This is a genomic window from Cellulosilyticum ruminicola JCM 14822, from assembly GCF_001311925.1.
GTDB classification, from domain to species: Bacteria; Bacillota; Clostridia; order Lachnospirales; family Cellulosilyticaceae; genus Cellulosilyticum; species Cellulosilyticum ruminicola.
On the sequence record NZ_BBCG01000123.1, the window covers coordinates 1 to 3,690 of the forward strand.

Annotated in this window: 6 protein-coding genes; 4 read left to right on the top strand and 2 right to left on the bottom strand. The window is 34.7% G+C overall.

Going from position 1 to position 3,690, the window contains the following annotated elements; all coding sequences use genetic code 11:
* The 4 genes from JCM14822_RS21080 to JCM14822_RS18080 all read left to right on the top strand — a co-directional run.
* Window positions 1-241 (top strand): hypothetical protein (locus JCM14822_RS21080; RefSeq protein WP_054744000.1); only part of this gene is annotated, 241 nt, incomplete at its 5' end.
* 9 nt (window positions 242-250) lie between these two features.
* Complete coding sequence (locus tag JCM14822_RS18070) at window positions 251-445, top strand: DUF4926 domain-containing protein (protein ID WP_054744002.1); 195 nt, start codon at window positions 251-253, stop codon at window positions 443-445.
* Between the two features lie 84 nt (window positions 446-529).
* The gene (locus JCM14822_RS18075; RefSeq protein WP_054744004.1) at window positions 530-2,008 is read left to right on the top strand and encodes a protein adenylyltransferase SelO; all 1,479 of its coding nucleotides are present in this window, start codon (window positions 530-532) and stop codon (window positions 2,006-2,008) included.
* A 348-nt stretch (window positions 2,009-2,356) separates the two neighbouring features.
* Entirely contained in the window at window positions 2,357-2,728 is a 372-nt protein-coding gene (locus tag JCM14822_RS18080; protein WP_054744006.1) for a hypothetical protein, read from the top strand.
* A gap of 123 nt (window positions 2,729-2,851) precedes the next feature.
* Here the strand turns inward: JCM14822_RS18080 and JCM14822_RS21310 are convergent, their stop codons facing one another.
* Together JCM14822_RS21310 and JCM14822_RS21315 are read right to left on the bottom strand one after the other, a co-directional pair.
* Window positions 2,852-3,316: an alpha/beta hydrolase gene (locus JCM14822_RS21310; RefSeq protein WP_207643279.1), complete on the bottom strand. Its 465-nt coding sequence runs from the start codon at window positions 3,314-3,316 to the stop codon at window positions 2,852-2,854.
* Window positions 3,313-3,642 carry a hypothetical protein gene (locus tag JCM14822_RS21315; protein ID WP_207643280.1) on the bottom strand — a complete coding sequence of 110 codons (330 nt, stop codon included), beginning with the start codon at window positions 3,640-3,642 and terminating at the stop codon, window positions 3,313-3,315. Before JCM14822_RS21315 ends, JCM14822_RS21310 begins: the two co-directional genes overlap by 4 nt.
* Between the last annotated feature and the right edge of the window lie 48 nt (window positions 3,643-3,690).

Genomic DNA, 3,690 nt, shown 5'->3' on the forward strand with positions numbered 1-3,690 from the left:
TGACTTACCAACTGAGTTAATAGGAGATACAGAGATTAATTCATTATGTTTATATTTACAAGAACAGTTTGATGCATTGTACCTGGATAATGATGAAGAGTTTAGATATGTGGGATTTAAGGATGGAGTTACAAAAGAAGAATTTAGGCAGAAAGTTAGTGAAGTCATACAGAAATTATATGAAAAAGTAGGAAGTGATTATGAAATTCAGGATAATACTAGCATGTTATATGAAGGGTGAGCACAGAAGATGTTTAGAGAGTATGATGTAGTAAGAACTGCTAGGAGATTAAACACCAATATAGATAAAGAACAACAAGGGGAAATTGTGATAGTTTTTGAAGATGAAACGAAAGCGTATGAGGTAGAGTTTGTTGATGAAAGTGGAAACACTTTAGATGTACTTACAGTTAGAGAGGTCGATTTGGAAATAGTAATAAGATAGTCATTATGTATAATCCCAAATGAGCTGTACACACTAAAAAAGTAACATTATCATATTTCAATAAATGAGACAAGGAATGACAGTATGAACAAGCAAAAAAATGATTTTCTAGAATTAGAACATACTTATATGCAGTTACCAAATGTCTTTTTTAGTAAGCAGGTACCTAGTTTAGTCCCTAATCCTAAGTTAGTGATTTTTAATGATGCCTTAGCTGAGACATTAGGCATCAATGAAGCGGCTTTTAAAAGTGATGAGGGTGTACAAGTATTAGCTGGTAATACCTTATTAGGACCCAGTATTGCACAGGCTTATGCAGGGCATCAATTTGGTTATTTTACTATGTTAGGTGATGGACGGGCTGTGCTTTTGGGAGAGTATCAGGCCCCAGATGGCATCCTTTATGATGTGCAGTTAAAAGGTTCAGGTAGAACGCCTTATTCAAGAAGAGGGGATGGTAAGGCGGCTTTAGGGCCTATGCTAAGGGAATATATCATTAGTGAAGGGATGTATGGCTTAGGCATTCCAACGACTAGAAGTTTAGCTGTCGTTACTACAGGAGAACAAATCAGAAGAGAAACAATGTTAGAAGGTGCTATTTTAACCCGTCTAGCGAAAAGTCATATTCGTGTAGGGACTTTTCAATATGCGGCTCGTTATGGCACATTAGGAGATCTTAAAGCATTGGCAGATTATACAGTGGGTAGGCATTTTAGAGAGACTCAAGCTATTAAAACAAATGAAAAAGAAGATAATCCTTACATTGATTTACTAAGACAAGTGATTTCACGTCAAGCCAAGCTTATTAGTAAATGGCAGCTTGTAGGTTTTATTCATGGGGTAATGAATACGGATAATATGACCATTAGTGGTGAAACCATAGATTATGGTCCATGTGCCTTTATGGATACGTATCATTCAAAAACCGTTTTTAGCTCTATCGATGAAGCAGGTCGTTATGCATATGGTAATCAGCCAGCCATGGCAGCTTGGAACTTAACGAGATTTGCAGAAGCTTTATTACCACTTTTACATGAAAATGAAGAGCAGGCTGTGCTAATCGCTCAAAGTGAACTTGAGCAATTTGAAAAACTATATAAAACCTATTGGCAGCAAGGTATATGTGCAAAGCTAGGATTTCAAGAAGTCACTAAAGAAAATATGCTTTTAGTGAAACGCTTACTTGAGCTTATGGAATCCCATGAAGCAGACTATACTAATACCTTTCGCTTATTAACTATAGGTGAAGAGAAACTCTTAGATTTTTGGCAAGCAGAAGAGGGGAAGGCTTGGTGGGAAGAGTGGCAAAAAAGTTTGTCAGTACAAAATAGAACCAAGGAAGATATTAAAAAAATCATGATGGCCCATAATCCAGTTGTGATTCCACGCAATCATCAAGTAGAAGCGGCATTAAGTGATGCAACTCAGGCACATGATTTAAGTAAGCTGCATAAGCTGTTAGAAGTTTTAAAAAATCCTTATGATTATAGTAAAGATTATGGGACATATATCAGTGTACCAAAGTCAAATGGATGTGGTTATAGAACGTTTTGTGGCACCTAACATGATTAGAATAAAGATTTTTAATGATGCATGTTAACTGTTATTTAGACTATTTTGTTGATAAGCTCCATGAGCTATAGTAATTTAAAAACAGATAACTAGCTCAATGTTGGAGGGATTTTGGATGGAATGTATGCAGATAATCCGAGTAGTTTACAGCTAGGTTAATCCATAATATACTGATTGTTGAAGATAGATTATTAAAGGGAGAAATAGAATGAAAGAAACAATCAGTAAAATACGTGGGTACATTGAAACGCACAAATGGCTACAGTATGGTTTGATATGGCTAGGCTTATTCATTGTAAGTGCATTGGAAATGAATGATAATTATCAACAGTATCTTGGATGAATCGTATTATTCCAGTTTATAAGCATAAGGACATGACCATATTTATAGGTACTATTGTGGCTATTATAGCGATTTATAGTGTAGTGGGAACGATACGACTTAAAAATTGTTCTAATAAAGCAGTAGGGCCATTTAAGGTGGCGATTACTTTAAAACCAACCAAGCTTCATCCTGCTGGAAGTTTTATATGTAGGGAAAGTTTTGAATTAGGACCTAAAGAAGAAAGCAGCTTAGTGGTAAATTATGAAGGCTTGTTGGAAGGATTTTCAGATGAAGGACTGGATAAAGCACAGATGTATTTAGCCGATAAAGATTTTCAAATAACGCTTTTGGGAGAAAATGAGCAGGTAACCTTTTATGCTGAATAACTTAAAAGAATAACTGTGAAGACTTATAATAAATGAAATTAAAAAAACGCTATGTCTGTAGGAGATTACATGATATAGCGTTTTTTGTAGTTTAACCTTTATGTGATTATTAATGAAAGGCTATTAACTGACTTCACCCAGCCCTACAATATGAAGAATCTTTTGAATGACGACACCTTCGGTAAGATAATTTTCATGGGTAATGTCCTTATAAATAATGAGTTCAGATTTATTATAGCAGTGAGCCACTTTCTCTTGTAAAGCAGCACTTAATGTATGATCTTTTTGGGAGCCCATAATATAAACCGGACACGTAGTAGAATGGGCATAATGGGCAATATTCATATTATTAGAGATAAGGTGCTGTATAGGGCCAAAAAAGATAGGGATAATTTTATTATATAAGTCAGCTAGATTTCGATAAGCAGCAAGGAGAATAAGATTTTGACAAGGTCTAACACTTGCTAAATAAGCGGCCATGCCCGTACCATAGCTGTGGCCAATGACTGTAATCTGACTTTCAGGATATTGTTTGATAGCCAAATCATATAAATCTGTAACAGACTGCTGCATGGTATGTAAATTCATTTTACCTTGCTTTCCTGACAGCCATAATAATCAACAGACAGCACAGGGCAATTATAATAACCGCCAAATCGGCCAATGGTATTATAGGCAATGTAATTAGAGCCACCTAGTAAAATGATGACTTTATTAGATTTCATATCTAAATGACAACCGTAACCTGTTAATTGGGCATTGATTTGAATTTTAACAGGTTGGATTGTAATATTTGTCATATGTTTTGCATTTTTATAAAAAGCATAACTAATGGCTTGCATTATAAAATTACATATGAAACCAATGCTTAAAATAAGTAGAATGGTTTTAAAAAGAATTCTCAAAATAAGCAAGGCAATACCTCCTTGTATAATTGAAATATATATCTATTATAATAACGA